Raw genomic sequence first — 25465 nt, 5'->3', positions numbered from 1 at the left:
GGCTCGGCCCGACGCCCCTGGCCCGCGTCGCGCCCGCTGCCGGCCTCGCACTGGCTGGCCGCCTACGCGATCGGTTCGCTCGGGATGGCCGCGATGCCCGCCGTCGCGGTCGTGCTCGGCGCCCTCGTCGTCGGGGCCGGGATCTCCGGCGCCGGTTCCCTCGCCGAGGCCGCCTGGCGCGCGGCCGCGTGGGTGCCTCTGGCCGTCGTGGTCGCCGGAGTCGTCTACGCCCTGCTCGTGCTCGGGGCGGTGCGACTGCTCGGCATCGGCCTGCGGGAGGGCTACTACCCGGTGCGCAGCCGGGTGGGCTGGCAGGTCTGGTCGACCGAACGCATCCTCGACAGCGCCCGCACCCTCCTCTTCCCGCTCTACTCGAGCCTCGCGACGCCCGTGTGGCTCCGGATGCTCGGGGCCAAGGTGGGCAAGAACGTCGAGGCCTCAACAGTGCTGCTCCTCCCGGCCCTCACGACCATCGCGCCCGGCGCCTTCCTCGCCGACGACACCATGGTCGCCTCGTACGAGCTCGGCGGCGGCTGGCTGCACATCGCCCCGGCGAAGGTCGGGCGGCGCGCGTTCCTCGGCAACAGCGGGATGGCCGGGCCTGGGCGCACGGTGCCCCGCAACGGCCTGGTCGCCGTGCTCTCCTCCACGCCGCGCGGGGCGAAGCGAGGGTCGTCGTGGCTCGGCAACCCGCCCGTGCGCCTGCGCCGCACGACGAGCGACTTCGACGAGGCCCGCACCTTCCGGCCGCCGGCCTCGCTCAAGGCGGCCCGGGCGATCTGCGAGATCCTCCGGGTCGTGCCGCTGGTGGTCACGGCGTGGATCGCGCTCGGAGTGCTCGTCGCCCTCGACTGGCTCTGGACCGAGGTCGGCCTCGGGTTCGCCGTGCTGCTCTCGGGCGTGGTCATGCTCGCCGCCGGAGCGATCGCGGCCCTGATCACGACCGCGGTGAAGTGGGCGCTGGTGGGGCGGATCGACGCCACCGAGCATCCGCTCTGGTCGTCGTTCGTCTGGCGCAACGAGCTCGCCGACACCTTCGTCGAGACGGTGGCGCGGCCGTGGTTCGCCGCGAACGCGTCGGGGACGCCGGCGCTCGCCGTGTGGCTCCGCACGCTCGGGGCGCGGATCGGGCGGGGCGTCTGGTGCGAGTCGTACTGGCTGCCCGAGGCCGACCTCGTGACCCTCGGCGACGGGGCGACCGTGAACCGGGGCTGCGTGGTGCAGACACACCTCTTCCACGACCGGATCATGCAGCTCGACCGGGTGTCGCTCGCCGCGGGCTCGACGCTCGGGCCGCACAGCGTCATCCTGCCCGCCGCGTCGCTCGACCGGAACGCGAGCGTCGGGCCGGCCTCCCTCGTGATGCGCGGGGAGCGGGTGCCGGGCGGGACGCTGTGGGCCGGCAACCCGATCGCGCCGTGGGCGATCGCCGGGCGATCGTGAGGGGCACGCCGCTTCCGGAGCGGTCGTGGCAGACTTGAGCCCATTCATGGCCGCCATCCCCGCCTCCGAGATCGGTTCCGCGACCGCCGGTGACGACTACCTGCCCACGAGCGGCAACGGCGGCTACACCGCGCTGCACTACGACCTCGACCTCGACTACCGGGTCGCGACGAACCGGCTGACGGCCGAGGCGGTCATCCGGGCGCGTGCGACGCAGCCGCTCGCCCGGTTCAGCCTCGACTTCGCCGGCCTCAGCGTCGTCAAGGTGACGATCGACGGCGCGCGGCCCAAGAAGCTGGCCGAGACGACCCGCAAGCTCGTGATCACGCCCGAGCAGCCGATCGCCGAGGGCGACGAGTTCACGGTGCACGTGCGATACCGGGGCGCCCCGCATCCGATCCGCAGCGCCTGGGGCGAGGTCGGCTGGGAGGAGCTCGCCGACGGGGTCATCGTCGCCGGGCAGCCCTGCGGAGCCTCGTCGTGGTTCCCCTGCAACGACCACCCCGCCGACAAGGCGACCTACCGCATCGTCGTCGCCTGCGAGGCCGGGTACACGACCGTCTCGAACGGCGAGCTCGTCTCGCGGTCGAGCCGGTCGGGGCGCACGACCTCGACCTTCGAGATGCGGCAGCCGATGGCCACCTACCTCGCCACCGTGCAGATCGGGCGGTACCGCTCGCGGGCGGTCACCCCGGCCCCGGCTCCCGCGGCGCCGGTCGCGCAGGCGTTGTTCTACCCGCAGTCGCTCGAGACGCAGGTGGCCGTCGACTTCGCGCGCGTGCCGGACATGGTGGCGCTGTTCAGCGGGCTGTTCGGGCCCTATCCGTTCGAGTCGTACTCGGTCGTCGTCACGCACGACGAGCTCGAGATACCGCTCGAGGCGCAGGGCCTCGCGGTCTTCGGGCGCAACCACGTCGACGGAGCCCACGGCAGCGACCGCCTGATCGCGCACGAGCTCGCGCACCAGTGGTTCGGCAACTGCCTCACGGTGGCGCGCTGGCGCGACATCTGGCTGCACGAGGGCTTCGCCTGCTACGCCGAGTGGATCTGGGCCGAGGCCTCCGGAGGCCGCCCGGCCGATGCCAGCGCGGCGGCGTACCGCGCGCGGCTCGACGCCCTGCCCAAGGACATCGTGATCGGCGACCCGGGACCCCAGGGCATGTTCGACGACCGCGTCTACAAGCGCGGCGCGCTGGCTCTTCATGCGGTGCGCCGGGCGCTCGGCGACGAGGTGTTCTACACGGCGCTGCGGGCCTACGTGGCCGAGTGCCGGTACGGGGCGGTGTCGACGGAGGACTTCGTCGAGATCATGGAGGCCTCCTCGGGCAGCGAGGCCGTGGGGCCGCTCATCGAGCGCTGGATCTACTCCAAGGCGCTGCCGAAGCTCTGACGCCCGGCGTCGTCGGGCAGGATGCAGATGAAGCCGACCAGGCCGGGTGGGGCGTCGATCTCGTGCAGCTGGATCGCTTGTGGGCGGATGCCGGGCACGGCGCTTCGGACGAGCGTGAGGCGGGCGTCGGTGCGGGGGCCGTCGTCGGGGGCGATGCCGGGGTCGATGCCGAGCGATCGGGGGTCGGTGCGCAGGCCGGTGCCCGCGACTTTCAGGATCGCCTCCTTGGCCGACCAGAGCCGGGCGCGCATCCGCTGGCTCGCGTGGGGGTTCTCGGCGTCTCTCGTCGCGAGGCGGTCGAGGCGGTCGAGACGGTCGAGACGCGCACGTTCGCGGTCGTCGAAGGCGACATCGTCGAATCGGGATGCGGCCACGCGCGCGATCTCCTCGATGTCGACGCCGACCCGCCCGGTCGACGAGGTGGCGAGCGCGACCCAGCCACCAGCCCGGGCGAGTGAGACGTGCCCGGCGGTGCTCCCGCCGTCGGCAAGCACCGCCTCGGGTGCACCGTGGTCGTCGGCACCGCACGCGAGGCACCGGTGCCGGATGCGCGCGGCTCCGACCAGCTCGGCCAGCGCCGCGTGGTCGGCCGCGCGATCGCCCGCGTCGGGACGCAGCCGGACGAGCACTCCGGGGCCCGCGGTCGTGTCCACGCTGCGAGCGTAGCCGCTGACAATGCACGGAGAGTTCAACCGCCGACTCTTGGCGACAACTGTCGAGACCGCTTAGCATCGCCGAATGGGAACACGTGCGATGTGGCGCAAACCACTGCTGGCCGGGCTCGCGAGCCTCGCCCTGACCGCCGGCCTCTTCTCGGCCGGAGCCGGAACGGCCTCGGCCGCCGAGACGCCCCCACCCGCCCCGCCGGCCACCACCTCGGTCGCCGACACCGATATCACTCCGGCCAACGCTCAGTTCTTGGCCGCGGTGAGCACGGGGAGCTTCCGCGCCGGCGACATCATCACCGATGGGAACATGTACAACGGCGACGCCATGTCTGCGGACGACGTTCAGGCCTTCTTGGACGCCAATGCCCAACCGTGTGGGAACTGCATTGATGTGAAGTCGTTTTCGGGCACGGCAAAGCCGCAGACCGCCGAGTGCGACCCCGTCGCTGGGGGCACTATGAATGCCGCCACGATCATCGCCACGGTGGGTAAGGCCTGCGATGTGAGCCAGAGGGCCCTCCTGACCTTGATCCAGAAGGAATCCGGCCTGATCGAGTCGGCGAGTCCCTCTGATGCGGACTATCAGACGGCTACGGGCTACGAGTGCCCCGACACGGGCGCGGGCTGCGACCCCGCATCCGCCACCTTCTTCGATCAGGTCTACGGAGCGGCTCGCCAGCTGCAGAACGACCGGACCTCCCCCAGGTTCCCGGTGGGCACCCCTACGAACATCGCGTTCTCACCTGACTCGACCTGTGGAACCGGAGCGGTGACGATCGCCACCCACGCCACTGCCGCCCTCTACTCGTACACGCCCTACGTCTCCTACACCGAGGGTGACGACACGCTTTCCGGCGCTCCGAATCATTCCGGTTGTGGCAGCGATGGCAACCAGCTCTTCTGGGTGATCTACACCGACTGGTTCGGGTACCCGCAGATCGACGTAGACCGCGTGAGCGGCGCCGACCGGTACTCGGGAGCGGTCGAGATCGCGAAGAAGGCGTTCCCGACGACCGCCCCCGTGGTGTTCGTGGCCAACGGGCAGAACTACCCCGACGCGCTCTCGGCCGGCCCCGCCGCCGTGAAGCTCGGCGGGCCGCTGCTGCTCACCGACCCGGCCGCGCTCTCGCAGCCGGTCATCGATGAGATCTCGGCGCTGAAGCCCGGCCGGATCGTCGTGGTCGGTGGCGTGAATTCGGTGTCGGATGCCGTCAAGGCGCAGCTGGCGACCCTGGTCAGCGGGGTGACGGTCGACCGCATCGCCGGTGCGAGCCGCTACGACACCTCGCGGCTGCTCGTGCAGGACGCGTTCAAGGGTGGGGCCGACGGGGCGTTCATCGCGACGGGCGCGAACTTCCCGGACGCTCTCAGCGCCGGCGCCGCGGCCGGATCGAAGGGCCAGCCTGTGCTGCTGGTCGACGGCAGCGCCTCGGCCCTGGACAGCGGATCGGTGCAGGTACTCAAGGGCCTCGGCGTCGACACGCTGACCGTGGTCGGTGGGCCGAACTCGGTCAGCACCGGAGTGCTCGCCTCGGCACAGCAGCAGGTGGCGCCCAGTACCCGCATCTCGGGCACCGACCGCTACGACACCTCGCAGAAGATCAACGCGACTGTCTTCAAGGAGGCCAGCCGGGCGTTCCTCGCCACGGGCGTGAACTTCCCGGACGCGCTCGCCGGATCGGCTTGGGCCGGTCGCGTCGACGCCCCGCTCTACGTGGTGCAGCCGAACTGCGTGCCCGCCGCGGTGCGCACGGGGTTCCGCCCCGCCGGCGTGCACCAGGTGACGCTGCTCGGTGGCCCGAACAGCCTCGGCACGGGAGTGCTCACGCTGCAGGGCTGCTGACGCCCGACCGCCCAATACAGACCCAGACCACACGAAGATCACACCGGGACGGCCCCTCGCCGTGGGCCGTCCCGGTGTGGTTGTCTGAGGGCATGAGTGAAGCCCCCGTGCCCCACGCCGGAGAGGCCCACGCCGACGGCTCGGCGGGCCGCCTCAACTGGTTGCGCGCCGGCGTTCTCGGCGCCAACGACGGCATCGTCTCGGTCGCCGCGATCGTCGTGGGCGTGGCCGGGGCGACCAGCGAGATCGGACCCATCGTGACCGCGGGCGTCGCAGGTCTGGTCGGTGGTGCGATCTCGATGGCGCTCGGCGAGTACGTCTCCGTGAGCAGCCAGGCCGACAGCCAGAAGTCGCTGATCGCCAAGGAGGCGCGGGAGCTCCGCGAGATGCCGGACGAGGAGCTCGCCGAGCTGACCGAGATCTACCGCAAGCGGGGGCTCAGCCAGGAGACCGCGGCTGCCGTGGCCCGCGAGCTCACCGCCCACGACGCCCTGAGCGCGCACCTGGCCGCCGAGCTCAACATCGACGCCGACGACCTCGCGAGCCCCTGGCAGGCCGCGGGCGCCTCGGCCCTCGCGTTCACGGTGGGGGCGCTGCTGCCGTTCCTGTCGATCGTGCTCGTGCCGGAGCCGGCGCGCGTGCCGGTGACCTTCGCGGTCGTGCTGCTCGCCCTGGTGCTGACCGGCGCGCTGAGCGCCTGGATCGGCGGGGCCGGGATCTGGCGCGCCACCCTCCGCGTGGTCGTCGGGGGAGCGCTCGCCCTCGCGGCGACCTTCGCGATCGGTACCCTGCTCGGCACGAGCGGCGTGGTCTAGACCGAGGCGACCGACCGGCACCGACGGGGATGCCCCGACCGGAAGGGTCTGGCTAGACCGAAGCCGGCTCCGCCAGCACAGCCTGCCCCGCGAGCTCCGGGAACCGCTCGGCCAGCAGCTCGAGCGACCGCACCCGCGCCGGGGTGGCGGCGATCGGGTCGGACTCGTACGCGCCGCCGATCGGCGACACCATGACCTCGTCGGCCCCGTGCTGCGCGGCGAACGCCCGCAGGCGCGACTCCACCGACTCGGGGTCGCCGATGTACCAATAGCGCGACTGCTGCAGCACCGAGTCCTGCTCGGCCGGGCTGAGCTCGGCGACGGCGGCCTGCTCCACCGTCAGCTGCGGCGCGAGAGCCCCGCCGGTGCGCAGGCGCGCCATGCTGATCAGCTGCGGCAACGCGACCCGCTGAGCCTCCTCGGCGGTCTCGGCGACCGAGACGTTCGCCGTGAGGAAGGTCTGCGGCGCCGCCAGGGCCTCCGACGGCTCGAACCGCGAGCGGTAGATCTCGAGTGCCTGCTCGATGCCGGGCTGGCCGAAGTGGTTGGCGAACACGAACGCGATGCCGAGCTTGGCGGCGAGGGTCGCGCTGAAGTCGCTCGACCCGAGCAGCCAGAGCGCGGGCGCACTGGTCACGTTCGGGGTGGCCTTGAGGTCGTAGGAGCGACCGCGGATGTTCAGCACCACTCCCGGCTGGTCGTCCGGCCCGAACGGCATCGCCGAAGCGGCGCGGTCCGACCCGAGCAGGGCGGCCACGGTCTCGACGTCGGTCGGGAAGGATGCGGCGGGATCGACCTCGCTCGTCGTGCGCGGTCCGCGCAGCATGTACGAGGTGACCGGGTCGGATCCGGGGGCGCGACCGAGGCCCAGGTCGATGCGCCCCGGGTGCATGGCCTCGAGCAGCGCGAACTGCTCGGCGACCGTGAGGGGCGCGTGGTTCGGCAGCATCACGCCGCCCGAGCCGAGACGGATGCGCGCGGTCTGGCCGGCGAAGTGCGCGATCAGCGTCGACGGCGAGGTGGATGCCACGGCCGGCATGTTGTGGTGCTCGGCGACCCAGTAGCGGGTGAAGCCGAGACGCTCGGCGGCCTGCACCAGCCCGAGGCTGGCGGCGATGGCGTCGCCGGAGGACTGCCCGGTACGTACCGGGATGAGGTCGAGAACAGAGAGCTGCGTCATGTCTTCAGATACAGCCGCTGAGAGCTCCGAATTATTCCGGCGGCGGCCGCGTCGAGGGCGTGACATCGCGACCATGACGAGGCCGGATGCCCGCCAAGGCCCGCCGAAACCCGGCGACTTCACGAAACTCGCCCCGATTTCCCGGCATTCCGAGCCTCCGCACGTACGGTAGCGGTGTGTGGCGTGCCGATAAGAAACGAGAAGTGGACGAATCGTCGTCCGCAGCCGACTCCGCGGAGTCGGCCTGGGGGCGCAACGGTCTCGCGGCCGGGGGCGCGCCCATGGGCCAGGTCCTGACGACGGAGAGCCTCGTCGAACCCGCGCGCGAGCGCTGGCGCAGCGAGCTCTCGACCCTCGGCGGGGAGTCCCCGTTGCTCGTCTTCGACGATTCGCCGCGCTCGCGGATCGAACTCAGCACCACGCATCCGGGTGGTCTCGCCCAGTTCATCACGGGCAACGCCACCCTGCTCTCGAGCCTCATCCGCGACGAGCTCGCGCTCCGCAACGCCCGCATCGCCGCCGGCGCCATCACCGACAAGGGTGTCGAGCTCCGCTCCGTCCGCGGTGTCGACTCCGTGCACCTCGCGATCGGCCTGGCCGAGTGGCGGGGAGAGGACGGCGAGGGCGGCCGTGCCGTGCAGTACCGCGCGCCCGTGCTCCTCCGGCCCATCTCGGTGCGCCGCTACGGCCGCGACTTCGAGCTGAAGCTCCGCGGGGCCCCCTTCGTCAACCCGGTGCTCGCCGAGGTGCTGCAGGCCCAGTTCCAGATCGCGATCGACGGCGAGAGCCTCGTCGCGCTCGCCGCCTCGAACGGCGTCTTCAAGCCCCAGCCCGTGATCGACCGCCTGCGCAGCCTCACCTCGCACCTGCCCTGGTTCGCGGTGCAGCCGCGGCTGGTGGTGTCGTCGTTCGCGGATGTCGCCAGCGCAATGGTGGCCGACAGCCGTGATCTCGCGCATCCGGTGCTCGACGCCCTCGCCGGCAACGTCACCTCGCGCCGCGCGGTGCAGAGCGGGTACCACCCCGTCGAGGCCTCGCCGCAGGACCACCGGGCCCCCAGCACCGACACCCTGCTGCTCGACGCCGACGGCGAGCAGGAGAACGTGATCGCCCAGATCTCGGGCGGCAACTCCCTCGTCGTCAAGACGCTCCCCGGCACCGGCGGCACCCAGACGATCGTCAACGCCATCGGCGCCCTGGTCTCGCAGAACAAGCGCGTGCTCGTCGTGAGCCCGCGCCGCCTCAGCCTCGGCGGCATCAGCCGTCGGCTGTCGGATGTGGGGCTCCCCGGCGTGGCCGTCTCCCCGCGCACCCTGCGACGCGACCTCATCCAGTCGATCGGGCGCAACGAGAAGGCTCAGCAGCCCCGCGTCGCCGACGTCGACGAGGCGCTCGTGCGGCTGCGCAGCGTGCTGCTCGACTACCGCGGCTCGATGTCCCGCATCGACCCGACCCTCAAGGTCTCGGTGCTCGACGCGCTCCGCGAGCTCGCCCGGCTCGCGCTGCTTCCCAACCCGCCGTCGACCACGGCCCGCCTGGACCGGGCCGCGCTCGAGTCGCTCGCCTCCGGCCGCGCGAAGGCCGCGAAGACGCTGAGCCGCGCCGCCGAGCTCGGCCAGTTCCGTTACGGGCCGGACGACTCACCCTGGTACGGCGCCCAGTTCGCCTCGAGCGACGACGCCCACCGCGCCCACCAGCTCGCGAAGCGGCTCGATGCGAACGAGCTGCCGCGCCTCCTGACCGGCGCCTACGACCTCATCGGCCAGACCCGCATGCGACCCTTCACCTCGCTCGCCGAGCTGGGCACCTACCTGCGGTTGCTCGCCGACCTGCGTGAGACGCTCGACAAGTTCCTCCCCGTGGTCTTCGACCGCTCGCTCACCGACCTGATCGCGGCCACCTCGCCCCGGCGGGACGCGCCGGAGATGTCGTCGACCTCGCGTCGCCGCCTCAAGGCGCTGGCGAAGGAGTACGTGCGGCCCGGCGTGCACATCGGCGACATCAACGAGTCGCTCCGCCGCATCCAGCAGCAGCGCACGCTCTGGTACCGCTACGCGGCCGCCGGCATCCCGCCGGAGATCCCTGTCGGCATCAACGACGTGCAGATGGCGTACCAGCGGGTGACCGAAGACCTCGCGCAGCTCGACCTGCCGCTCGGCACCGGCGGCACGGCCCGCCAGCTGTCGTCCCTGCCGATCGACCAGTTGATCGGGATGATCGAGGGCCTCGCCGCCGACTCCGAGGTTCTCGCGAACCTGCAGGAGCGCACCTCGCTGCTCGACTCGCTGCACGAGCACTCGCTCGACCCGCTGCTGATCGACCTGTCGAACCGCCACGTTCCCGAGGCCGCCGTGCCGGACGAGCTCGAGCTCGCCTGGTGGCAGTCGGTGCTCGAGCTGATGCTCGCCAACGACCGGGCCCTGCTCGGCGCGAACACGGGCGTGCTCGACCGGCTGGAGGGTGACTTCCGGCTCGTCGACGAGGCCCACGCCTCGATGAACGGGCAGCTGCTCGCGTGGCAGCTCGCCGAGACCTGGAGCGTCGGCATCCTCGACCACCCGATGGAGGCGACGGCACTCAAAGACCTGCTGCGCACCGACCGGGTCACCTCGGCGACGCTGCACGAAGCCGCGCCGCACCTCGGCAAGGCGCTCGCCCCCGTCTGGCTCGCGTCGCCCTACGAGGTGCCTCAGATCACGGATGCGATCACCTTCGACACGGTCATCCTCGTCGACGCCGGTGCGACCACGCTCTCCGAGAACGTCGGCGCCATCCGCCGCGGCCGTCAGGTCGTCGCATTCGGCGACCCGGTGACGCAGACCCCCTCGCGGTTCGAGATCGCGGTGCGCCCGATCGAGGAGCAGCGCACCCGCTCGGCGGCCGACGCCGCCGAGGTCGAGGAGCTGCACAGCGAATCGGCTCTGGCGCGTCTCGCCGACCTCGTGCCGACGCTGTCGCTCACCCGCAGTTACCGGGCCGGCGGCGAAGACCTCGCCGAGCTCGTCAACCACCGCTTCTACGGCGGCAAGATCGACTCGCTGCCCTGGGCCGGCACGTTCCTGGGCCACGGCAGCCTCGCGCTGCACTACGTCGAGGGCCGCGGCGGCATGCCCGACTCCGAGACCGGTGCGGTCGAGAGCGTCGACGCCGAGGTCGACCGCGTCGTCGACCTCGTGCTCGACCACGCGATCAACTACCCGCGCGAGTCGCTCATGGTCATCACGGCGTCGCCGCGTCACGCGGTGCGGGTGCAGCAGGCCGTGCTCGCGGCGTTCGCAAAGCGCAGCGACCTGGCCGACTTCATCCTGAAGGAGCGTGCGGAGCCGTTCATGGTCGCCACGCTCGAGCAGTCGGTCGCGCAGAGCCGCGACCGCGTCATCTTCTCGGTCGGCTACGGCAAGACCGCGCACGGCAGGGTGCTCACCAACTTCGGCGGGCTCGCTCGTCCCGGTGGCGAGCGGTTGCTCGCGGTCGGTATGACGAGGGCCCGTCGATCCATGGACATCGTCAGCTGCTTCATGCCCTCGGACATCGACGAGGACCGGATGAACTTCGGCGTCGTCGCCCTGCGCCAGATACTGCAGGAGGCCGAGACCGGGCCCACGCCCGACACGTTCTCGAGCCCCGGCGACGCGTTGCTCATCGACCTCGCCCGCCGGCTCGGTGCGCGTGGCCTCGAGGTGGCCTTCGAGCACCGCGGCAAGCTGACCCTAGTCGCCTCGCACGACGGCCGGGCCATCGCGATCGAGACGGATGCGGTGGTGCACTCCACCTCGCTCCGCGAGTCGCTGCGGCTGCGGCCCGACATGCTGCGCCGGCTCGGCTGGCACTACCTCCGCGTGCACAGCTTCGAGCTGTTCACGAACCCGGAGGCGGTGGCGTCGCGCATCGCGGATGTCATCGGGGTGCGTGAGTTGTCCCTGGTAGAAACCTCGCCCATCTCCATCTAGTTCTGCGCCGATAGAATTCGGGCGTGGTCGAAGTGAAGCGGACGGGGCGGCGGCGGGTTTCTACGGAGCCCGTGGCGGGGTCGGATCCGACTCCTCAGGACGTGCCGGACGTGACGCCGGTGCGGGCCGCTGAGGACAGGGACGACGTGCCCGCATCCTCACCCGCCACCCGCGGCGAGAACGACGACCGCCTCAGACAGGACAAGCCCCCGCACTGGTGAGTGCGAGGGCCTGCCGAGGGTGGGTCAGTGCTTGGGGGCGTGATCCGAGGCTGTGGGGGTTTCTCCAGCCGCGGCGGCTCGCTCTACAGCTAGCAGGTCGCGGATCTGGATGAGGAGCTCGGTCTCCGTGGGCGGCAGCTCTTCGTTCTGCTCCTGGAGGGACTCCGCGGGCGTCTTCTTCAGCGAGAACGCCACCTTCTTCAGGTGGTTGATCGGAAGCACGAAGACGAAGTAGACCACGACGGCCACCAGCAGGAACTGGATGATCGCGCCGAGCACCGAGCCGAACTTGATCTGCGCGTCGTTGATGGTGACGACGGCGACGCCCTCGAGGTCCGACGCGTCGAACAGCGCACTGATCAGCGGGTTGAAGATGGAGTTGACGATCGAGTTGACGACCGCGGTGAACGCCGCACCGATGACCACCGCGACGGCGAGATCGATGACGTTTCCGCGGAGGATGAACTCCTTGAATCCCTTGAGCATGCCGTCAAGCCTACGAGGCGGACGACGAGCTCGCGGGTTTTGCGGCGGGAGCGGCGGAGGATGACGACGACGAGGACGAGTCCTTCGATCCGCCCGACGATGACCCGCCTGAGGACGAGCCGCCCGACGACGAGGATGAGGAAGACGACGACGAGGACGAAGACGACGAGGACGAAGACGACCCGCCCGAATCGCCCGAGCCCTGCTTCGGCCGCGAATCCGTGCGGTAGAAGCCCGAGCCGTTGAAGGTCACGCCCACGGGGCTGAACACCTTGCGGAGCTTGCCCCCGCAGACCGGGCACTCGGTGAGCGTGTCGTCGGTGAAGGCCTGCTGGATGTCGAACGCGTTGTCGCACTCGGTGCAGCGGTAGGAGTAGGTGGGCACGGGAGCCTCCGGCAGTGGTGCGCCGCAGCGCGGCGCGGTCAGGAAGAGCGGTAGTCGGAAAGAACGGTGGTCAGGAAAAGTCAGGCAGTGGTCACTGTGTGAAGCGGATGATCCGCGTCGGGGTCACGGCGCCGTCGACCGGCGCATCGTGCAGCTCGCGGGGCACGTCGTCGAGGATCTCGTCGTCGAAGACCACCGCGAACACCGGCGGGCACTTCTCCATCGAGCCCAGCGTGCGGTCGAAGTACCCGCGGCCCCAGCCCATCCGCGTGCCGCGCCCGTCGACCGCCGAGGCGGGGATGACGATCAGGTCGGCGTCGTTGATCGCGATCGGTCCGAGGATGCCGCCGACCGGCTCCGGGAGCCCGTACAGCCCCTCGGTCTCGGTCTCGCCGTCGCCCTCGGCCCAGTCGAGCAGGCCGTCCTGCCGCGCGATCGGCAGCAGCACCCGCCGACCGTCGGCGAGGGCCCAGTTGATGAAGGGCCGGGTGTTGGGTTCGAACGACGTGGAGAGGTAGCAGGAGATGGTGCGTGCATCCACCTCGGTCGCGAGAGCGATGAGGTTCGCGGTGAAGCCCACCTCGGCGGCGTCGACGACGTGCGCGGGGCGGGTGCGGCGGCGTTCGCGGAGCTCGGCGCGCAGCGCCCGCTTGTCGTGGGACGGGTCGGAGGCCATGGCTGCAATTGTAGGTCCGCGCGGATGACGCGGGTGTTTCCGGCGGGTTCATCCGCTGTCGGCGGAACTGGATACGCTTGGGTCCATGGGGATACATCTGACGAAAGCAGTCATTCCGGCGGCGGGTCTCGGCACCCGCTTCCTGCCGGCCACGAAGGCGATGCCGAAAGAGATGCTGCCGGTCGTCGACAAGCCGGCCATCCAGTACGTGGTCGAAGAGGCGGTGGATGCGGGGCTCTCCGACGTGCTCGTCGTCACCGGTCGCAACAAGACGGCGATCGACAACCACTTCGACCGGGTCTACGAGCTCGAGTCGACGCTGGAGCAGAAGGGCAAGGGCGACATGCTGCGGGTCGTCAACGAGTCGACCGCGCTCGCCGACATGCACTACGTGCGTCAGGGCGACCCGCTCGGCCTCGGCCACGCCGTGCTCCGCGCCAAGATGCACGTCGGTCACGAGCCCTTCGCGGTGCTGCTGGGCGACGACATCATCGACGCCCGCGACCCGCTGCTGCAGCGCATGCTCGACGTGCAGGGCCAGCGCAACGCCACCGTCATCGCGCTGATGGAGGTCGACCCCTCGCAGACCCACCTCTACGGTGTCGCCTCGGTCGAGGCGACCGACGACGACGACGTGGTGAAGGTGACGGGCCTGGTCGAGAAGCCCGACCCGGGCAAGTCGCCGTCGAACCTCGCCATCATCGGCCGCTACGTGCTGCGCCCCGAGGTCTTCGACGTGCTCGAGAACACTCCGCCCGGCAAGGGCGGCGAGATCCAGTTGACGGATGCTCTGCTCACCCTGGCCGAGGACGACGAGATCGCGGGCGGCGTCTACGGCGTCGTCTTCCGGGGCCGTCGGTACGACACCGGCGACAAGCTCGACTACATCAAGGCGATCGTGCAGCTCGCCTGCGACCGCAAAGACCTGGGTCCCGACCTGCGCCCGTGGCTGAAGGAGTTCGTCGGCGGCCTGTGAGGCGGCCGGCCGGCCTCTGAGGCGGTAGTGTTCGAGCAATGTTCGTTCCCACACTCTCCGAGGGGCCGGTCACCGCGCGGCCGATCCGCGTCCGCGACGCCAAACCGCTCGAGCGCGAGCTGATCGAGAACCGCAGCTGGCTGCGCAAGTGGGAGGCGACCAACCCGCAGGGGCCGATGTCGTTCGACACGCGGGCGAGCATCCGTGCACTGCAGGCCAACGCGCGGGCCGGGCTCGGCCTGCCGTTCCTGCTCGAGTACGACGGCGAGATCGCCGGCCAGCTCAACGTCTCGTCGATCAGCTACGGTTCGGTGGCCTCGGCGAGCATCGGCTACTGGGTCTCGGAGCGATTCGCGGGCAAGAACATCACGCCTATCGGCGTGGCCCTCGCGGCCGACTACTGCTTCTACTCGGTGGGTCTGCACCGGATCGAGATCTGCATCCGGCCGGAGAACGGCCCGAGCCTGCGCGTGGTCGAGAAGCTCGGCTTCCGCTACGAGGGGCTGCGGCGCCGGTACATCCACATCAACGGCGACTGGCGCGACCACTTCTGTTTCGCGCTCGTGCGCGAGGAGCTGCCCGTCGGTGTGCTGCGGCGGTGGCAGGAGGGGCTCATTCCTCCGGGCGACGGCAGCGTGCCCGAGAGCGACGTCGAGGCGGCGAAGACGGCGCTGCCGATCCAGCCGCGCTGAGTCACGCTCGCGGCGGCCTTGCTGCACTGACCGGATGCACTGACCGGGTGCGGCGTCCGGCCCCTCCGAACCCGCCCCGACGGGCAGATGCCCAGCGACACGCGCCCCTCATGCCGGGGCCGCGGACACCGCTCCCCGTACCGTTGACGCATGACAACGGAATGGCTCGGCGGAGGGTTCATGATCGCCCTCGCGGCGGTGCTGTGGCTGGCGTATCTGGTGCCCTCGTGGTTCCGTAGCCGGCAGTACCTCGCCACCGAGCGCAACGCCGTCCGTCTGCAGCAGACCCTCCGCATCCTGGCCGAGACGGCCGAGGTCCCGGACGAGGTGCGCATCGAGGCGAACGCCCGCAGCATCGCCGAGCAGGAGCGCATCCTGAAGCACCGCGCCGCCGTGCGTGAGCTCGAGGCCATCCCCACCGCGGTCCGCACCGCCGACCGCCTGCGCCGCTCGCGGGCGATCACCGCCGCGGTCTTCGCGCTGTCGCTCGCCGTGGCCGTGCTCGGCGGGATGCAGGCGGTCTACACCGGTGCCTGGATCATCTTGATCGGCGGCGCGATCGCCAGCGTCGCGAGCCTGAGCGCGCTGGTCAAGCTCGCCAAGGCGGGCCGACGCCTCAAGCTCCCGCGTCCGGTGCACCTGGGCCTCGCCTCTCCCGAGCTCGTCGACCACTCGGATGCGTTCGCCGACGACGAGCCGGAGGAGCGCGTCACCGACGAGCTCGCCGAGTACTCGGCGCGTTCCGCCGCGGCCGACGCCGACGCCGACACGCAGCGTGGCTGGGTGCCCGTCGCCGTTCCCCGCCAGCGCTACCAGGCGCATCCGGTCGGCGTGCCGCTCGGACTCGCCGACGAGGAGCCGCTGGAAGACGAAGGCCCGCTCGACACCGACCGCACGAGCGAGCTCGCCGACGCGACCGCACGGGCTGCCGTGGCGCACCGGCAGTCGCTGCTGAAGGCAGCGGCGGAGGCCGAGACGGCGCTCCGCGCTCGGCTGGATGCGGAGCACGCGACGGTCGCCGAGCTGCCGGTGGCGGTGCCGTCGGTTACTGCTGCTGTCGCTACTCCCGTTGCAGCTGTTCCTGTCGCCGCCGTCCCCGCCGGGCCGCCGTCGCGGTTCGCGCGGATGGGGATCGTCGACGGAGACACCTCGTCGCACCTCGATCTCGACGAGATCCTCGCCCGCCGTCGCGCGGGCTGACGCGGCCGTAGCGCGGGCTCAACCGGGCGCCGCTCGGGCTGAAACGGCTGTCGCGCGGGCTCAACCGGCCGTCGCGCCCGGCGGCGTTGCCGCATCCGTGACCCCGGCGTAGCCTCGGTGGGCATCGGAAGGAGACGACGATGCCCGGAAAGAAGACACCGCCCCAGCTCAAGGACCCCGATCTCTACGAGGAGCTCCGCGACCAGGGCGATTCGAAGCAGAAGGCCGCCCGGATCTCGAACGCTGCCGCTGCGCGAGGGCGTGGGGCCGTGGGGAAGAAGGGCGGGAAGTCCGGTTCGTACGAGGACTGGACCGTGGCCGACCTGAAGAAGCGGGCCAAGGAGATCGGGCTCACCGGCTACTCCTCGAAGAAGAAGGCTGAGCTCGTGGAGGCATTGCGGGATTCCTGACCGCGCGCCTCCGCGCATCCGCTCGCGGCGCCGTTCATTCCCGGACGGGAATGGGTCGCCCTCCTAGGATGACAGCATGAGCGACGACGGAGTCAGAACCGCTGCCCGCACCACTTCCTCGATCGATCTGTCGAAGCGGGATCTGACGCTCGACCTCGCGCGGGTGTTCTGCGTGCTGCTGGTCGTGATCATTCACCTGCTGATGGTGGGCGTGGGATTCGGGCCGGACGGCCAGGTCGCCGTGAGCCGGCCGCTCGAGCAGCAGTGGTGGTTCGCGCCCGTCACCTGGGCCGGGCAGATCATGCCGCTGTTCTTCGTGGTGGGCGGTTTCGCGTCGATCACCGCGTGGCGGAGCCTCGAGCGCCGCGGCGGAAACGGCGCCGACTACGTCCGCAGCCGTGTGCTGCGGCTCGCGCAGCCCGCGTTCCCCCTCTTCATCTTCTACGCCGCCGTGATCGGGGGAGCCCGGATCATCGGGATCGACCCGCAGCTGGTCGACCTGGCGGTGGTGGGGGCGGCATCCCCGCTGTGGTTCCTCGCCGCATACACGCTCTGCCAGGCGCTCGTGCCCGTGATGGTCGTCTGGCATCGACGGAGCCCGCGCGCGACGCTCGTCGTGCTGCTGGCCGGAGCCGTCGCGGTCGACGCGATCCGCTATTCGACCGGGATCGACGCCGTCGGGCTCGCGAACCTGTTCTTCGTCTGGCTGCTCGTGCAGCAGATCGGCTTCTGGTACGCCGACGGCTGGTTCGCCGAGCGCCGCTGGTGGACGCTGGTCACGATCGCCGCGGTGGCCTACGCGAGCCTGTGGCCCCTCACCGCCTGGGGGCCGTACGCCGATGACATGCTGACGAACCTCAACCCGCCGACCGTGCCGCTGGTGGCGCTCGCGGTGGCGCAGGCGTGCATCCTGAGGCTGTTGCGGCCCGCTCTCGCGGCGCTGATGAACACGCACGCTGCGCGCGCCTTCGTGTTCGTGATCGGGTCGCGGCTGATGACGATCTACCTCTGGCACCTACCGGTGATCCTGGTGCTGTCGGGCCTGGCGCTGCTGGTGCCGTTCGCGAGCCCGCCGCCCGCGTCCACCGCGTGGTGGCTGACCCGGCCGGTGATGTTCGTGCTCGTGATGGCCGCGGTGTTCGGGCTGTCGTTCCTGGTGGGGCGGTGGGAGGCGCCGCGCGAGGTGGGGCCGACGCCGCCCTCGGGGGTCGTGGCGATCGCGACGGTGCTGGCGTTCATCCCGCCGTTCCTGGTGATGGAGTTCTTCATGGGCCTGCCGATCGCCATCATCGGCAGCGTGCTGCTGGGGGTGTCGATCCTGATGCTCGGGCGGTGGGGCGCGGGCCGGCGGCCGGATTGGCGCCGGGCGGGGTTCTCGTCGTAGACTTTCGGGGTTGTCGTTACGACGTCAGCGGGGCTATGGCGCAGTTGGTAGCGCGTCTCGTTCGCAATGAGAAGGTCCGGGGTTCGAATCCCCGTAGCTCCACCACCACGAAGGCCCCGGGATCCGATCCCGGGGCCTTCGGTGTTTGCCGGTCGGTGCCGGTCGCGTCAGGCGCGTCAGTCGGCCGGGCGCGTCAGTCGCGCCAGTCGCTGTCGTGCGATCCGTCGTCGCCCCAGCAGTCGCCGTCGCTCAGGTCCACGAGGTCGAAGACCTGCAGCGAGCCGATCGCCTGCGGTGCGCCGGTCTCATCGGGCACGAACGCGTCGACCGTCGCGAAGACCTGGCCGTCGCGCAGTTCGATGGCCGCGGGGGAGGAGACCGGGAAGGCCGCGAAGACCTCGCCGGTGTCGGAGGAGACCGCCGAGATCTGGCCGGTGCCGTCCGCTCCGCCGAAGAGCTCGGCCACCAGCACGACCCCGGAGTCCCTGTCCACGGCGATGCCTGTCGAGCCCGCGAACCCGGTGGCCACGAGCTGCACGTCGCCGTCGTCCGGATTCACCTTCCACACACTTCCGCGGAGGCCGAGGCTGCCGTCCTCGGGCCCGCCGGGGAGGGTCGAGACGTAGAGCCAGCCGTCGGATCCGCGCTCGACGTCGGTCGGAACCGGCTCGAAGGCGTAGTCCGCTCCGACCACGCAGTCCGGCAGGCCGAACGCCGCGGCGGCCTCGGCCGTGATGGCGACGGGTTCGCTCGGCGGCAGCACGGCTACCGTCGAGATCTCGCCGTCGTAGTCGACGCGCAGGATGTCGTTGCCGCCCGCATCCGCCACGTACACCGCATCGCGGAGAGCGAGCGAGGCATACGGATGCACGTCCACGATCCCCGTGTACGTCGCCGGCCCGGCGGGCCCGGCCGGGTCGATCAGGGCCGCGCAGGCCGGGTCGAGGTCGGTGAAGCCGTAGGTGTTCACCTGGTCCGGGTTCTCGGCGGCCTCGTACGCGCCGAGGTCGGCGAGCTGTTCGGGCACCCCATCGCTGTCGAGCGACATCAGGTTCGAGACTCCGGCGGCCTGGTCGTTGACCGCGTAGTAGGCGATGTCGCGCCGCGACGACACGGCGCCGATCTCGAGGCCGGGTGTGCCGGCGGTGGCCAGGGTGGAGAGCGCGCCCACGCCATCCGTCTCGATCACCTGGTCGAGTTCGCCGAGGAAGTTCTGCGAGAGCACCGCATCCCCTCGGCGGTCGACGTCGAGGCTGAGTGGTGAGACGAGCCCGTCGGCGAGGGTGGCCACGGGCTGGAGGGCCAGGTCGGGGGTGGGATTCTCGTCCGCGTGATGCCACGCGTAGGCCGGGGAGGCGACGCCGACGGTCGCGAGGGCGGCCGCGCAGGCCACTCCGATGATGATCCGCTTCTTCATGTGCGTTTCCTTACTGCCGATGATCGGGTTGGGGAGGGCGCGTGCGCATGCCGCGGAGGGCAGGGTCGATCACCCCGACGCGCCGTTGCGACAGTTCTCAGTTCTCGCCCTGCATCGGCGGTGATCGCCGACGCGGTCACCCTACAACGGGGGGTACGGGCGGGTCGAGGGATGCTCTGTTTCATGCGGTAAGCCGCAATCAGCACCCGTCAGGGGCGTCGGAGGGAGGCCCCCAGGCGGCGGAGCCAGGCGGTGAAGCGGGCGCTCTGGCGGTCGGTGAACTCGTTCGAGAGGCGGAGGGTCTCGTCTCCGAGGTCGCCTCCGGAGAAGATCGAATCGAGGGCCTGGTGGGCGCGCCGCTCCTGCTCGTCGGCGGGCTCGTCGGGGCGCCTGTCGTCGCGGTCGTCGGGCTCCGGCTGCACGGGCCAAGCCTACGTCGGCCTGTTCGGACGGTGCACGCGGGCGGTGTCAGCGGGGGAACGTGACCCGCACGCAGAGTCCGCCGCCGGGACGCGGCACGAGGGTGAGCTCGACCGCGTGCGCGCGGGCTATGGAGGCCACGATCGCGAGACCGAGTCCCGAACCGACGTGGGATGCGCCCGGGCTCCGGGTGCGGCCGGCGCCTCGGGTGAAGGGTTCGGTGAACGTCGCCACCGCCACCTCGTCGAGCGGCGCGCCGGTGTTGACGACCTCGAGCACGACGGCGCCGTCCTCACCCCGCGTGACGCCCACGGTCACCGTGCCGCCGTCGATGTTGTGCACGACGGCGTTCTGCACGAGGTTGACGACGAGCTGCCGGAGCAGTGCGGCGTCGCCGTGCACGCCCGCCACCGTGGCCTCCGTGGCCTCTCTGGCCGCGAGGGTCACGCGGACGCCCTTCGCGGCGGCGGCGTCGGAGAGGTCGTCGACGGCCGCCGAGAGGATGCCGTCGAGTTCGGCGGCCGTGATCGTGCCGCGGGCCGAGGCGGTGTCGGTGGCGGTGTCGGCGTCGGCCAAGGTGAGGAGGGCCTCGGTGAGCACGATCGAGCGCTCGTTCATCTCGGCGATCCGGCTCAGCAGCTGCTCGATGTCGCGGCCCTCCGGATCGGCGGAAGCGACCTCGAGCATGGTGCGGATGACGGCGTGCGGGGTCCGGAGTTCGTGGGAAGCGTTGGCGGCGAACCGGCGCTGTTCGTCGACCGCGAGCTGAACTCGGCCGAGCATCTCGTCGAAGGTGTCCGCGAGTTCGGCCAGTTCGTCCTGCCGGCCGGGCATCCGGATGCGGTGGCTGAGCGACCCGTCGCGGGCGAGTCTCGCGGCGGCGGTGACGCGATCGAGCGGAGCGAGCATCCGGCCGGCCAGCAACCAGCCTCCGCCGAGACCGATCACGGCGAGGACCAGGAGCGCGATGCCGGTGTACTTGACGAACACCTCGAGGAGGTCGGAACGGCCCGGTGCGAAACCGCCGTCGCCGACGGTGGCGTTGCCCTCGGGGACGAAACGCAACAGGAGGTAGCCGACCACGGCGAACGCGAGACCCACGACGACGACGAAGGCCGCATAGCTGAGGGTGAGGCGGGCCCGGACGGAGAGTCCGGGGGCACGGGCCGGACGGGACGGGGTGGGGGAGGGCGCGGAGGCCGGGGTCGGTGTCATGGGGCGGGGGTGGGGTCGGGGGTGGTGGTGGCGGTTGCGGCGTCGGTTGTGGGGTTCGCGTCGGGTGTCCCGCGCCCGGCGGTGTCGTCATCCGGCGCCGCGGCGTCGTCAGGGAGCCTGTCGTCGTCCGGATCCGGGCCCGGATCCGGCGCTGCGCCGGCACCCGGCCCGACCCGGTAGCCCACCCCCGCGACCGTGTGGATCAGCCAGGGCTCGCCGAGCCTCTTGCGCAGCGCCGAGATCGTGATGCGAACCGCGTTGGTGAAGGGGTCGGCATTCTCGTCCCACGCCTGTTCGAGCAGCTGCTCGGCACTGACCACCCCGCCTTCGGCCGCGAGCAGCACCTGGAGCACCGCGAACTGCTTGCGGGTCAGGGCGATGTAGCGGTCGTCCCGATAGACCTCGCGACGGAACGGATCCAGCCGGAGGCCGGCCCACTCCAGCAGCGGGGGGCGTCCGGATGCCGGTCGCCGCTCGAGCGCCCGCAGGCGCAGCACCAGCTCCCTCAAGGCGAAGGGCTTGGTCAGATAGTCGTCGGCGCCGCTCTCGAAACCGGCCTCCTTGTCGGCGAGGCGCCCGGCAGCGGTCAGCATCAGGATGCGCGGGCCGGCCGGTCGCGCCGACAGGGCGCGCGCGATCGCGTCGCCGTTCGGGCCCGGGATGTCACGATCGAGCACCACGGCGTCGTAGTCGTTGATCGAGAGGAGTTCGAGGGCGGTGTCGCCGTCGCCGGCGAGGTCGGCCGCGATCGCCTCGAGCCGGAGCCCGTCGCGGATCGCCTCGGCGAGGAACACCTCGTCCTCCACGATCAATACCCGCATCCGACCACCGTAGGGGAGCGGGTGTATCGCCCGCGTATCGAAAAGGTCATACGCCTGCACAACGACGTCCGCGATGGGATCGGTTCATGATCAGCCACTCGGAACCCTCCTCCGCACACGCTTCCCTCCGTCGTCGCGTCGCCCGCGCCGTCGTCTGGCTCTCGGTGGTGATCGCGCTCGGGGTGGCGGCACTGGTCGCCGTCTCGTCCATTGGGGCATCGGGCCCGGGCGGTGACGAGGACGGCTTCATCTCCGACGATGAATCCGTCGGTGTGCGTTCGGACGCCGCCGCAGTCACCCGTCTCGACGCGGGCCTGCGGGAGGCGCTCGAAGCGGCGGACACGGCGGCGGCGACCGACGGCATCCACCTCGGCGTGACCAGCGGCTGGCGCAGCGCCGCCTACCAGGAGCAGTTGTTCCGCGAGGCGGTCACGACCTACGGGAGTGAGGAGGCGGCGCGCGAGTTCGTGGCGCCCCCCGAGCATTCGCGTCACGTCACCGGTGACGCCGTCGACATCGGGCCGCTCGAGGCGCAGTTGTGGTTGCTCGAGCACGGTTACGAGTTCGGCCTGTGCCAGACGTACTCGAACGAGCGCTGGCACTTCGAATTCGTGACCGAGCCGGGCGGCGAGTGCCCGGAGATGCGGCTGGACGCCTCCGCCGACTGGTCGTGAGGCGGCCGGGACGGGTCAGGCGACCTGGTCGGTGATGCGCTCGAAACGTACCGCGGCCTGCTGCGCGTCGAGCTCGCCGCGGGCGACGGCGGTGACGACGTCGAAGTACTCCAGGCGCAGCCGCGCGCGCTCGGGCGTGACCGGGAGGCGGGCATGGTCGAGCGCGAAGGCGGCATCCGTCCGGGCGATCAGGGCGTCTCGGGTCCAGGTGGTGGTGTCGGTCACGCGCTGACGGTAACGGCGGAAGGTTAACGTTTGCTATCGGGCGGGTGTGCGGGTGCCGGGCTGCGGGCGGGACTGCTCGACCTGCCGCCTCGCAGCACCGTCGGGTAGCGTCGAGGCATGAGCATCCCGCCCGACATGCGCACCGGGCCGCGGCAATACGGACTGCTGCCGCGGCGAAAGCTGCCCCAGCTCCCGCCGAAGGGCGAGCGCTGGCACGGGCTGCTGCGGCCGTCGACGCTGATCCTGCTCGGCGTCGTGATCCTCCTGGTGGGCGGCACCTGGGCGGGCATCGCGCTCTCGCGCACGGCCTACCCCACCACGATCGACGGGGTCACCGCGGAGTCGTCGCTCGGCATCGACGAGCTCGAAGCCACGCTGCCCGTCGCGCCGGTCGCCGAGACCGAGCAGTCGCGCATCCAGCCCTGTCCGGATGGCGGCGAGAAGCAGCAGGTCGTGCTGTCACGCACGCTCACCCTCGCCGCCTCGGTCTCCGCGGCCGACTGGGCGGGTGACGTCTCGTCGACCTATCGCGACAAGGGGTGGAGCGTCACGCAGGACACGACCGACACCGGTGACACGGCCTTCACCCTGATCGGGCCCGCACTCATCCCGTTCGTGATCACGCTGCCGGCGGCGGGTGGGTCCGACGTCACCATCGCCAGCGACTCGCGCTGCGCCGCGGGGTAGGGTCGGCGTCGGTCTCGGCTTCGGCGTCACCAGCGGCTCCGTCACCAGCGGCTCCGTCACCAGCGGCTCCGCAGGTGTCGGACGGTAGATTCGACGGGATGCAGCCCCGCACCCTGTTCCGAATCGTGTCCGTCGCCGAAGCCGTCACCTGGACCGCGCTGCTGATCGCGATCATCCTTCGCGCCACCGGCGGCGAGGTGCCGTTCTTCTTCGCGGTCGGGCTGGCGCACGGGGTCGTGTTCTTCGCCTTCGTCGCGAGCACCGTGGTCGTCGGGCTCAACCAGCGCTGGCCGTGGTGGCTCGTGCTCGTGACCGCGCTGACCTCGATTCCGCCCTACGGGACGGTCGTGATGGATGCCGTGCTCGAGCGCACGGGCCGGCTGCGCGGTGGATGGCGGCGCCACGCATCCGATGATCCCCGCGATGCCCGCTGGGTCGACCGGACGCTGCGCTTCTTCCTCCTGCGGCCGTGGCTGTTCGTGGTGGTGCTGGTGGTCGTGATCGCGTTGCTCACGGTCGTGGCGCTGATCGCGGGCCCGCCCGGCCGCTGAGCCGTCACCCACCTTCCCGTCCCCCACCCTCCCGTCCCCTCCGCCGAGAAGTCACCTTTACGTCCAAACCCCGCGTCTTGGACGTGAAAGTGACTTCTCGGCGGGGTGGGTTCGAGGCCTCGGGCTACTTGAGGAGGCGGGAGAGGACTCGGTCGGCCAAGGGCTTGCCACCGGTCTGGCAGGTGGGGCAGTACTGCAGGCTCGAGTCGGCGTAGGTGACCTGCCGAACGGTGTCGCCGCAAACGGGGCAGGCCTCACCGGTGCGGCCGTGCACCTGCAGGCCGGACTTCTTCTCACGCTTGAGCTCTGAGGCCGCGAGCCCGTCGGCCCGGTCGATCGCTCCTCGAAGGGTCGACTGAAGAGAGGCATAGAGCGACGCGACCTCGTCGGGCGACATCGCCGCCGGCTTGAACGGCGACATCCGGGCCGCATGCAGGATCTCGTCGGAGTACGCGTTACCCACCCCGGCGATCAGGCCCTGGTTGCGCAGCACGCCCTTGATCTGCGCGCGCCCGGCACCGCTCAGGATGCGCGCGAAGACCTCCTCGGTGAACTCCGGCTCGAGCGGGTCGGGGCCGAGCCGTGCGATGCCCGGCACCTCCGCCGGATCCCGCACCAGGTACAACGCCAGACTCTTCTTGGTTCCCGCCTCGGTGATGTCGAGGCCCGCCTCGTCGCCCTCGAGCACGAGCCTCGCGGCCAGCGCACCCTTGCCGGGGCGGCCGCTCGGGGGAGGGGGCGGACCCTCGCGCCACCGGATCCACCCCGCCCGCGCCAGATGCAGCACGAGGTGCAGCTCGGGCTCGCCGACGTCGGCTCCGGATGCGGGCGAGGTCACGAAGTCGAGGAACTTGCCGTGCCGGGTCACCGCCGAGATGGTGCGGCCGGTCAGCGCCGACACCGGGGGATCGAACGTCTTCAGCGCCGCGAACGACGACACGTCGAACCGCGCGATCGTGCGCCCCACGAGCCTCGCGCCGAGATCGGCGACGAGGGAGTGGACTTCGGGAAGCTCTGGCACACCTCGATTCTCCGTCCCGCCACCGACATCGGCCACCTGTTTCGCCCAAGGCGTGCTCGCACCCCCGGTTCGCCTGCCGTTCACCGGGAGTTGGCCCCGGCTCGGAAGACTGGCGGTGGCCGCGCTCGGCCACCCTTCCCCGCCTCGAAAGGGCAGCTTCCATGCGCAGACTCTGGCGTCCGTCCGCCGTCGTGATCACCGCCCTCGCCCTCCCGGTGCCCCTCCTCGCCGCGACCCCCGCGCTCGCCGCCACAGCCGGCACCGCCGCCACCGCAACAGCCGCCGCAGCCGCCGCCGACGGCACCGCCGCCGTCCGCATCAACGAGGTCGAATCCTCCGGCGGCACTCCCGGCGACTGGATCGAGCTCGTCAACACCGGCAGCGCCGCCGCCGACCTCTCCGGCCTCGTGCTGAAGGACAACGACGACTCCCACGCCTTCATCCTCCCGACCGGCACCTCGATCGCGGTCGGCGCCTTCCTCGCCGTCGACGTCGACGTGAAGGGCGGCTTCGGGCTCGGCGCCGCCGACTCGGCCCGCCTCTTCTCCTCCGACGGCAGCACCCTCCTCGACTCGTACAGCTGGACGGCCCACGCCACCACGACCTACGGCCGCATCCCCGACGGCACCGGCGACTTCACCACCACGGGCGCGCCGACCAAGGGCGCCGCGAACATCAGCGCGACGACCCCGCCGACCACGCCCCCCACCACCCC

General features: G+C 71.2%; 25 protein-coding genes, 1 tRNA gene and 1 pseudogene. 16 read left to right on the top strand and 11 right to left on the bottom strand.

All coding sequences use genetic code 11. From position 1 onward, the window contains the following. On the top strand, window positions 1-1443 hold a 1443-nt coding region (locus HSO01S_RS18030), incomplete at its 5' end, for a Pls/PosA family non-ribosomal peptide synthetase (RefSeq protein ID WP_373280215.1). A gap of 46 nt (window positions 1444-1489) precedes the next feature. Further along, on the top strand, window positions 1490-2833 hold the full coding sequence (locus HSO01S_RS18025; RefSeq protein ID WP_066044122.1) for a M1 family metallopeptidase: 1344 nt from the start codon (window positions 1490-1492) through the stop codon (window positions 2831-2833). On the opposite strand, the gene HSO01S_RS18020 is transcribed toward HSO01S_RS18025, so the two are convergent. Next, the gene (locus tag HSO01S_RS18020; protein WP_066044120.1) at window positions 2806-3486 is read right to left on the bottom strand and encodes a 4'-phosphopantetheinyl transferase family protein; all 681 of its coding nucleotides are present in this window, start codon (window positions 3484-3486) and stop codon (window positions 2806-2808) included. The genes HSO01S_RS18025 and HSO01S_RS18020 overlap by 28 nt on opposite strands. Before the next feature lie 85 nt (window positions 3487-3571). Between HSO01S_RS18020 and HSO01S_RS18015 the strand changes: the two genes are divergently transcribed. Both HSO01S_RS18015 and HSO01S_RS18010 read left to right on the top strand, forming a co-directional pair. Further along, the gene (locus HSO01S_RS18015) at window positions 3572-5344 is read left to right on the top strand and encodes a cell wall-binding repeat-containing protein (RefSeq protein WP_084361828.1); all 1773 of its coding nucleotides are present in this window, start codon (window positions 3572-3574) and stop codon (window positions 5342-5344) included. A 92-nt stretch (window positions 5345-5436) separates the two neighbouring features. Then, a complete protein-coding gene (locus HSO01S_RS18010; RefSeq protein ID WP_066044114.1) occupies window positions 5437-6159 on the top strand; it encodes a VIT1/CCC1 transporter family protein in 723 nt (240 codons plus the stop codon). A gap of 52 nt (window positions 6160-6211) precedes the next feature. Here HSO01S_RS18010 and HSO01S_RS18005 read toward each other — a convergent pair whose 3' ends face one another. Then, complete coding sequence (locus tag HSO01S_RS18005) at window positions 6212-7339, bottom strand: LLM class flavin-dependent oxidoreductase (protein WP_066044112.1); 1128 nt, start codon at window positions 7337-7339, stop codon at window positions 6212-6214. A 176-nt stretch (window positions 7340-7515) separates the two neighbouring features. Here HSO01S_RS18005 and HSO01S_RS18000 point away from each other — a divergent pair, with 176 nt between their 5' ends. Together HSO01S_RS18000 and HSO01S_RS17995 are read left to right on the top strand one after the other, a co-directional pair. Beyond that, window positions 7516-11289: an AAA family ATPase gene (locus HSO01S_RS18000; RefSeq protein ID WP_066044109.1), complete on the top strand. Its 3774-nt coding sequence runs from the start codon at window positions 7516-7518 to the stop codon at window positions 11287-11289. Between the two features lie 23 nt (window positions 11290-11312). Next, complete coding sequence (locus HSO01S_RS17995) at window positions 11313-11510, top strand: hypothetical protein (RefSeq protein WP_066044107.1); 198 nt, start codon at window positions 11313-11315, stop codon at window positions 11508-11510. A gap of 24 nt (window positions 11511-11534) precedes the next feature. Here HSO01S_RS17995 and mscL read toward each other — a convergent pair whose 3' ends face one another. From mscL to HSO01S_RS17980, 3 genes are all read right to left on the bottom strand, one after another. After that, entirely contained in the window at window positions 11535-11996 is a 462-nt protein-coding gene (gene mscL, locus HSO01S_RS17990; protein WP_066044105.1) for a large conductance mechanosensitive channel protein MscL, read from the bottom strand. Between the two features lie 10 nt (window positions 11997-12006). After that, window positions 12007-12381: an FmdB family zinc ribbon protein gene (locus HSO01S_RS17985; RefSeq protein WP_066044102.1), complete on the bottom strand. Its 375-nt coding sequence runs from the start codon at window positions 12379-12381 to the stop codon at window positions 12007-12009. Between the two features lie 91 nt (window positions 12382-12472). Beyond that, complete coding sequence (locus HSO01S_RS17980) at window positions 12473-13057, bottom strand: 5-formyltetrahydrofolate cyclo-ligase (protein ID WP_066044099.1); 585 nt, start codon at window positions 13055-13057, stop codon at window positions 12473-12475. Window positions 13058-13142: 85 nt separating this feature from the next. Between HSO01S_RS17980 and galU the strand changes: the two genes are divergently transcribed. The 6 genes from galU (at window position 13143) to HSO01S_RS17950 (ending at window position 17824) form a co-directional block, all read left to right on the top strand. Further along, a complete protein-coding gene (galU, locus tag HSO01S_RS17975; protein ID WP_066044096.1) occupies window positions 13143-14033 on the top strand; it encodes a UTP--glucose-1-phosphate uridylyltransferase GalU in 891 nt (296 codons plus the stop codon). Window positions 14034-14071: 38 nt separating this feature from the next. Next, window positions 14072-14725 (top strand): GNAT family N-acetyltransferase, encoded by a 654-nt coding sequence (locus HSO01S_RS17970; protein ID WP_066044093.1) that lies wholly within the window; start codon window positions 14072-14074, stop codon window positions 14723-14725. Between the two features lie 150 nt (window positions 14726-14875). Further along, window positions 14876-15925, top strand: a complete 1050-nt coding sequence (locus HSO01S_RS19560; protein WP_245636058.1) for a hypothetical protein — start codon at window positions 14876-14878, stop codon at window positions 15923-15925. Window positions 15926-16065: 140 nt separating this feature from the next. Further along, window positions 16066-16335: a DUF7218 family protein gene (locus HSO01S_RS17960; protein WP_066044086.1), complete on the top strand. Its 270-nt coding sequence runs from the start codon at window positions 16066-16068 to the stop codon at window positions 16333-16335. Between the two features lie 76 nt (window positions 16336-16411). Next, window positions 16412-17719, top strand: coding sequence for an acyltransferase family protein (locus HSO01S_RS17955; RefSeq protein ID WP_066044083.1), 1308 nt, complete (start codon window positions 16412-16414; stop codon window positions 17717-17719). Window positions 17720-17748: 29 nt separating this feature from the next. Further along, window positions 17749-17824, top strand: a tRNA-Ala gene (locus HSO01S_RS17950). A gap of 88 nt (window positions 17825-17912) precedes the next feature. On the opposite strand, the gene HSO01S_RS17945 is transcribed toward HSO01S_RS17950, so the two are convergent. The 4 genes and pseudogenes from HSO01S_RS17945 to HSO01S_RS17930 all read right to left on the bottom strand — a co-directional run. Further along, complete coding sequence (locus HSO01S_RS17945) at window positions 17913-19136, bottom strand: ScyD/ScyE family protein (protein WP_066044080.1); 1224 nt, start codon at window positions 19134-19136, stop codon at window positions 17913-17915. A 209-nt stretch (window positions 19137-19345) separates the two neighbouring features. Next, window positions 19346-19558 (bottom strand): hypothetical protein, encoded by a 213-nt coding sequence (locus HSO01S_RS17940; protein ID WP_066044075.1) that lies wholly within the window; start codon window positions 19556-19558, stop codon window positions 19346-19348. A gap of 46 nt (window positions 19559-19604) precedes the next feature. Beyond that, window positions 19605-20771, bottom strand: coding sequence for a sensor histidine kinase (locus tag HSO01S_RS17935; RefSeq protein ID WP_066044072.1), 1167 nt, complete (start codon window positions 20769-20771; stop codon window positions 19605-19607). A gap of 152 nt (window positions 20772-20923) precedes the next feature. Next, window positions 20924-21592: pseudogene (locus HSO01S_RS17930) on the bottom strand (response regulator transcription factor); the annotation flags it as partial. Between the two features lie 86 nt (window positions 21593-21678). On the opposite strand from HSO01S_RS17930, the gene HSO01S_RS17925 reads away from it, so the two are divergent. Then, on the top strand, window positions 21679-22266 hold the full coding sequence (locus tag HSO01S_RS17925) for a M15 family metallopeptidase (RefSeq protein WP_066044067.1): 588 nt from the start codon (window positions 21679-21681) through the stop codon (window positions 22264-22266). 15 nt (window positions 22267-22281) lie between these two features. On the opposite strand, the gene HSO01S_RS17920 is transcribed toward HSO01S_RS17925, so the two are convergent. After that, the gene (locus tag HSO01S_RS17920) at window positions 22282-22491 is read right to left on the bottom strand and encodes a hypothetical protein (protein ID WP_066044064.1); all 210 of its coding nucleotides are present in this window, start codon (window positions 22489-22491) and stop codon (window positions 22282-22284) included. A 117-nt stretch (window positions 22492-22608) separates the two neighbouring features. Here HSO01S_RS17920 and HSO01S_RS17915 point away from each other — a divergent pair, with 117 nt between their 5' ends. Further along, complete coding sequence (locus HSO01S_RS17915) at window positions 22609-23178, top strand: hypothetical protein (protein WP_066044061.1); 570 nt, start codon at window positions 22609-22611, stop codon at window positions 23176-23178. 98 nt (window positions 23179-23276) lie between these two features. Further along, window positions 23277-23729, top strand: coding sequence for a DUF3817 domain-containing protein (locus tag HSO01S_RS17910; protein ID WP_066044058.1), 453 nt, complete (start codon window positions 23277-23279; stop codon window positions 23727-23729). A 124-nt stretch (window positions 23730-23853) separates the two neighbouring features. On the opposite strand, the gene HSO01S_RS17905 is transcribed toward HSO01S_RS17910, so the two are convergent. Next, window positions 23854-24750 (bottom strand): Fpg/Nei family DNA glycosylase, encoded by an 897-nt coding sequence (locus HSO01S_RS17905; RefSeq protein ID WP_066044055.1) that lies wholly within the window; start codon window positions 24748-24750, stop codon window positions 23854-23856. A 161-nt stretch (window positions 24751-24911) separates the two neighbouring features. Here HSO01S_RS17905 and HSO01S_RS17900 point away from each other — a divergent pair. After that, a partial coding sequence (locus HSO01S_RS17900; RefSeq protein WP_169800006.1) for a lamin tail domain-containing protein occupies window positions 24912-25465 on the top strand: 554 nt, incomplete at its 3' end.

This window comes from Herbiconiux solani NBRC 106740 (assembly GCF_001571005.1).
GTDB classification, from domain to species: Bacteria; Actinomycetota; Actinomycetes; order Actinomycetales; family Microbacteriaceae; genus Herbiconiux; species Herbiconiux solani.
This window is presented reverse-complemented; position numbering and strand designations above follow the sequence as displayed.

Bases quoted from the DNA above. Each gene is read 5' to 3' on its own strand.
- HSO01S_RS17970 (WP_066044093.1), top strand. From the start codon at position 14,072: ATGTTCGTTCCCACACTCTCCGAGGGGCCGGTCACCGCGCGGCCGATC.
- HSO01S_RS17935 (WP_066044072.1), bottom strand. From the start codon at position 20,771: ATGACACCGACCCCGGCCTCCGCGCCCTCCCCCACCCCGTCCCGTCCG.
- HSO01S_RS17910 (WP_066044058.1), top strand. From the start codon at position 23,277: ATGCAGCCCCGCACCCTGTTCCGAATCGTGTCCGTCGCCGAAGCCGTC.
- HSO01S_RS19560 (WP_245636058.1), top strand. From the start codon at position 14,876: ATGACAACGGAATGGCTCGGCGGAGGGTTCATGATCGCCCTCGCGGCG.
- HSO01S_RS18025 (WP_066044122.1), top strand. From the start codon at position 1,490: ATGGCCGCCATCCCCGCCTCCGAGATCGGTTCCGCGACCGCCGGTGAC.
- HSO01S_RS18015 (WP_084361828.1), top strand. From the start codon at position 3,572: ATGGGAACACGTGCGATGTGGCGCAAACCACTGCTGGCCGGGCTCGCG.
- HSO01S_RS17980 (WP_066044099.1), bottom strand. From the start codon at position 13,057: ATGGCCTCCGACCCGTCCCACGACAAGCGGGCGCTGCGCGCCGAGCTC.
- HSO01S_RS17915 (WP_066044061.1), top strand. From the start codon at position 22,609: ATGAGCATCCCGCCCGACATGCGCACCGGGCCGCGGCAATACGGACTG.
- HSO01S_RS17960 (WP_066044086.1), top strand. From the start codon at position 16,066: ATGCCCGGAAAGAAGACACCGCCCCAGCTCAAGGACCCCGATCTCTAC.
- galU (WP_066044096.1), top strand. From the start codon at position 13,143: ATGGGGATACATCTGACGAAAGCAGTCATTCCGGCGGCGGGTCTCGGC.
- HSO01S_RS17925 (WP_066044067.1), top strand. From the start codon at position 21,679: ATGATCAGCCACTCGGAACCCTCCTCCGCACACGCTTCCCTCCGTCGT.
- HSO01S_RS17945 (WP_066044080.1), bottom strand. From the start codon at position 19,136: ATGAAGAAGCGGATCATCATCGGAGTGGCCTGCGCGGCCGCCCTCGCG.
- HSO01S_RS18005 (WP_066044112.1), bottom strand. From the start codon at position 7,339: ATGACGCAGCTCTCTGTTCTCGACCTCATCCCGGTACGTACCGGGCAG.
- HSO01S_RS17955 (WP_066044083.1), top strand. From the start codon at position 16,412: ATGAGCGACGACGGAGTCAGAACCGCTGCCCGCACCACTTCCTCGATC.
- mscL (WP_066044105.1), bottom strand. From the start codon at position 11,996: ATGCTCAAGGGATTCAAGGAGTTCATCCTCCGCGGAAACGTCATCGAT.
- HSO01S_RS18010 (WP_066044114.1), top strand. From the start codon at position 5,437: ATGAGTGAAGCCCCCGTGCCCCACGCCGGAGAGGCCCACGCCGACGGC.